Annotated in this window: 3 protein-coding genes; all 3 read left to right on the forward strand. The window is 72.4% G+C overall.

Annotation, left to right across the window (positions count from 1 at the left end):
• The first annotated feature begins 133 nt into the window (after positions 1-133).
• Complete coding sequence (locus ACFV61_RS05705; RefSeq protein ID WP_380335310.1) at positions 134-1,171, forward strand: substrate-binding domain-containing protein; 1,038 nt, start codon at positions 134-136, stop codon at positions 1,169-1,171.
• A 45-nt stretch (positions 1,172-1,216) separates the two neighbouring features.
• Positions 1,217-1,807 carry a hypothetical protein gene (locus tag ACFV61_RS05710; protein ID WP_380430704.1) on the forward strand — a complete coding sequence of 197 codons (591 nt, stop codon included), beginning with the start codon at positions 1,217-1,219 and terminating at the stop codon, positions 1,805-1,807.
• A 244-nt stretch (positions 1,808-2,051) separates the two neighbouring features.
• Entirely contained in the window at positions 2,052-4,733 is a 2,682-nt protein-coding gene (locus ACFV61_RS05715) for a hypothetical protein (protein ID WP_380490296.1), read from the forward strand.
• Positions 4,734-4,883 lie beyond the last annotated feature (150 nt).

Genomic DNA, 4,883 nt, shown 5'->3' on the forward strand with positions numbered 1-4,883 from the left:
GCGCGCCGCGCGGCCCGGGCCGCCCCCCCCCCCCCCCCCGCCGCCCCCCCCCCCCCCGCGGCCCCCCCCCCCCCCCCCCCCGGCCCCCCCCCCCCCCCGGCCATCGGAGGAGCCGTCGAAGGGGCCCGGGACCATGCGTGGAACGACGAAGAAGCTGCTCGCCGCCGCCGCTCTGGCGACTGCGGTCGTCACCGCGACCGGCGGCACGGGGGCCGCCGATCCGACGTCGCTGCCGGCCGCACGGGACATCGTGGGGGTGGGGGACGGCGTCACGCAGCTGGTGATGAACCAGCTCTCCGCGGACTACAACGCCACCATCCCGAGCACCGACACCACCACGCCGCGCCTGTACAGCTGGGACGCGACCGGCACCTCGCCGATCACCACCAAGACCGGCGCCACCTCGATCGCCCGCCCGAACGGGGCCGACGCCGGCATCCAGGCCTTGAAGAACAACACCAGTACCGCGGTGGACTTCGCCCGCTCCTCACGTGGTCCGGCACTGACCGACCCGAACACCTTCGAATTCGTGGCGTTCGCATCGGACGCGGTGTCCTGGGCGGCCAAATCCGGTGGTAACGCGCCGGCCAACCTGACCACGCAGAACCTCAAGGACATCTACACCTGCAACGTCACCACCTGGGACCAGATCGACCCCAGCCTGCCCAGCACCACCATCAAGCCGTTCCTGCCGCAGCCCGGCTCAGCCCTCCGCACGAACTTCCTGTGGAAGATCGGCGTCTCGGCCTTCGGCCTCTGTGTGACCGAGGGTGTGCAGGAGAACGAGGGCAGCGACGCCCAGTTGAACGACCCCGACGCGCTGGTCCCCTACTCCGTGGGGCACTACGTCGGGCAGATGTACTACGGCCGGGGCAGCGGTTCGGATGTGCAGGGCCCGCTGACCATCCGCAACGTCAACGGCGACGCGCCGGTCGACACCGCGAAGAAGGCCATCAACAAGAACTTCGTCGGCGGTAGCTACGTCCTCTCCCTCTACCACGTGCTCCGCCGCTCCGACTGGAACGCCGCCGACGCCCACGGTGCCGCACTGCGCTCCGTCTTCGGCGCCGACGGTTGGATCTGCACCAATCCGACCGCCCTCGCGGACATCACCGGGTTCGGCTTCCTTCCGCTGCCGCCCCACGCCTGCGGGAGCATCACGCACAGCTGACCACTGCTCCACCCGCACCATCCCACCTCTCCCAAGGAGTTCAGCATGGCAAGAACCGGCATCCGCCTCGCCACCACCGGTGCCGCCGTCGTCCTGGCGGTCACCGGTGTCAGCGGTGTGGCCGTGGCCGACACCACCGCCACCGCGCCCACCGGCAGCGCCGTGATCACCGTCGACGGCGCGTTCCTGGCCAAGTCGGTGCTCAAGGGCATCGTCGTCGTCCCGCTGACGCCGGCCACCGCGGCCGCCGCCAACAACGCCATCACCGCGACCTTCCCGGTGACCGGCGGAGCGGCCAACATTCCGTCCTTCTCCGGGGACGTGCAGTTCGGCGGCAGCCTGCTCTTCTTCAACGCCACGAACGGCAAGAGCGTCGTCTTCAAGCAGCTCGACTTCGGCGTCCGCAGCTGGAAGATCACGGCCGTCCCGGACGGCGGCACCAACCCGGTGGCGCTGCTGGACCCGCTGGGCGACACCCAGGTCGGCCGCACCGGCACCACGCAGAGCCTCACCGCTTCCAGCCTCCAGGTGGACGCGGAGGGCGCGCAGTATCTGGACAAGGCCCTCGGCACCACGTACTTCACCGGCGGCCAGTCGGTCGGCTCGCTCGCCCTGTCCTTCACCCCGGGCAGCTGACCCCCGGCCCGCGATGACCGCGGGGTGATCTGCGGGCCCGCACCCCGGTGCGGGCCCGTACGCATTCGGACGACGCAACTCCGTTCCATGGGTGCCGCGTTGGGGTCTCGTACACCCTGTCGACCGGATCCGGCCATATCCGGCTGGCGCAATGGTCAGGTACCGGAACCGTCCGGTCGTCCGCATGCCTGATCCCCCTTGCGCCGCGTGCTGGGCGGCGCGGATTCGCACGGAGGTGCCCGCCATGAGAGTCCGACTACCCGACCGGAGGGATCCGGGGTGGTGGCGTCGCCGATGGCCGGCGATCGCGATGGTGTGGTCGGTGGTGGTGGCCCTCGGGGTGGTGCCGATCGGCCTGGGGGCGGTGCCACAGGCGGTGGCGGCGTCGTCCGCGGTGACGGTGAAGGGGCCGAAGCTCTGGAATCCGAGCACCGGGACGTACGGCAAGCAGGGGAGCATCACGCTCTCGCAGTCGAAGGACCTCACCAACCAGGTGGTCCAGCTCTCCTGGAGCGGCTTCACCCCGACCACGGACGGCAACGGCCAGCCGAGGACGATCGTGAAGCCCGGCGACGCCTACTCCTTCTTCGCCGTCCGGATCTACGAGTGCCGCGGCACCGATCCAAAGGTCACCGACTGTTACGGCAGCACCATGTACGGGCTGGATCCGGCTGCCGGGTTCCAGCAGCGGAAGACCGACGTGCCTGCGCCGGACTTCCCGAGCAACATGGTGATCTCCCCCACCAGTATGGACGGTTCGGGAGCCGCGACCATCGAGTTGTACACGGGGCTGCAGAGCCCGACCCTGGCCTGCGATGCCACCCACCCGTGTTCCCTGGTGGTGGAGGCCAACTACGGTGGTGACAGCCTCGGCCAGACGAATCCGCAGCAGACCGTGGACTGCACGAACCACACCCTCGATCTCACCACCGGATACAAGCTCGCGTCGGACGAGGTGTTCGGCAAGGACGCGGCCAACGGCATGTCGAGCGGCGAGCAGTGCGCCTGGGAGAACCGGGCCGTGGTGCCGCTGGCCTTCGCGCCCTCGCCGGCCGCCTGCGAGGCGCAGACGTCGGCGTTCCGTGCCGCGGGCCTGGAGGCGGCCAACCGGGCCGTGCAGCTGTGGCGTTCCGGCCTGTGCCTGGGCGACAACCCGCTGTCCTTCCAGTACCTTCCCGCCGGCGGTGAGCCGCAGGCCCGGGCCGACTTCCTCGGCGGAGCGACGGACGTCGCCCTGACGGTCCGACCGGACACGTCGACGCCGCAACGCCCCTACGTCTACGCGCCGTTGTCGGCCTCTGGCGTGTCGGTGGCCTTCGTGGTCGACGACCCGTCGACCGGTCGGCAGATCAGGGACATGAAGCTCAACGCCCGGCTGCTGGCCAAGCTCCTCACCCAGTCGTACTCGCCCGCCGGAGGCGTGATCGCCTCCGTGAAGGGCAACCCGACCTGCATCTTCCGGGACCAGGAGTTCCTGAAGCTGAACCCGCTGCCGCCAGAGAGCGGGCTGAAGTGGCCGACGTCCTGCGCGGTCTCGCAGTCCAGCCCCATCGTGGTCGGCGGCACGACGGACCTGGTGTACCAGCTGACCTCGTGGATCGCCTCCGACCCGGACGCCGCGCGCTTCCTGGACGGCGAGCCGGACCCGTGGGGCATGCGGGTGGACACGTACTACCTGCGGCCGGCCTTCTCCGGCTACCCGACCGACTCCTTCGCCCGGCAGGACTCCTCCGGGCTGGTCGGGGCGACGACGCAGCCGCGCAGCAACTGGCGTGAGTACGAGTGGAATCCGGTCACCACGGGGCTCGGTGACGTGGCGCGGAAGCTGCTGCAGAACAAGCCGACCTGCATCGATCCGACCATCCAGCCCGACGGCGGCCACAACCAGTGCGCGCCGATGGACCCGGGCAGCCGGACGCTGTTCTCGATCATGGACGCCGGCCAGGCGAAGGCCTACGCGCTCCCCGAGGCCCAACTCCTCAACCCGGCGGGCGGGTTCGCTGCGCCCAGCACGTCCAGCTTCCAGTCCGCGGTGGCGGACATGACGGTGGACGCGTCGACGGGTGTCCAGCAACTGCCGTACGGCGTCGCCGACACGGCGTACGCCCACGACCAGTTCGCCTACCCGCTGACCAGCGTGCAGTACGCGATGGTGCCGACCAAGGGTGTGCCCGACGCCAAGGCGGCGGCGATCACCAAGTTCCTGAAGACGGTGACGACCAGCGGCCAGGTGTACGGCACCGAGCCGGGCCGGCTGGCGCAGGGCTTCCTCGCCCTGACCAACGCCCAGCGCGCGCAGGCGGCGGACGCCGCCTCGCACGTGGAGACGCAGGACGGCAAGCTGCCCGGCAACCAGGCCGCGCCGCCGAACCCGCCCCCCGTCACCCCCGACCCGGGGACGACCGGTGGCACCGGCGGTACCCCGGCGGGCGGATCGGGCTCCACGGACGGCGCCGCTCCCGGCACCGCGCCCGCGCCCGTGAGCGACGGCGGCACGGCGGCCGGCGGGACCGGGGACACCTCGGCCGACGGCAACACCTTCGGCACGACCGGCGGGACCAGCGGCACCGGCGGCACCGGCTCCATCGGCTCCACCGGTTCCACCGGGACGACCGGCGGCACGGCCGGCACCGGCGGATCCGCCGCCGTCCCGGCCGCCGCAACGGCCGGCGGGGCGAAGGCCGCCGCCGCCCCCTCCGCGTCCGGCAAGCCGATCACCGTGGCGCCCGTCGCGGCCGGCACGCCGGCGGCGGACCGCTCCGGCATGGCCCGCCTGCTGCTCCCGATCGCGCTGATCGGCGGCCTGGTGCTGCTGGTCGGCGGACCGGCGACGCTGCTGCTGGGCGGCACTCCGGCCGGGCAGAAGGCGCTGACCGGGCTGCGCGAGGGCTGGTCGCGGGTGCGTCGCCGCCGCTGGGGCCGCTGACGCCCGCGGTTGACGCCCGCGCCGGTTGACGCCGGCGCACCTCGGACGACTCGGCGGGGGGGGCCGGGGGGGCCCCCCCCCCCCGACGCCCCGGGCGCGGGGCGGGGGGGCCCGGGCGCCCGGGCACGCCCCGCCCCCCCCCCCCCCCCC

The organism is Kitasatospora sp. NPDC059817 (assembly GCF_042731835.1).
In the GTDB taxonomy this organism is placed as follows: domain Bacteria; phylum Actinomycetota; class Actinomycetes; order Streptomycetales; family Streptomycetaceae; genus Kitasatospora.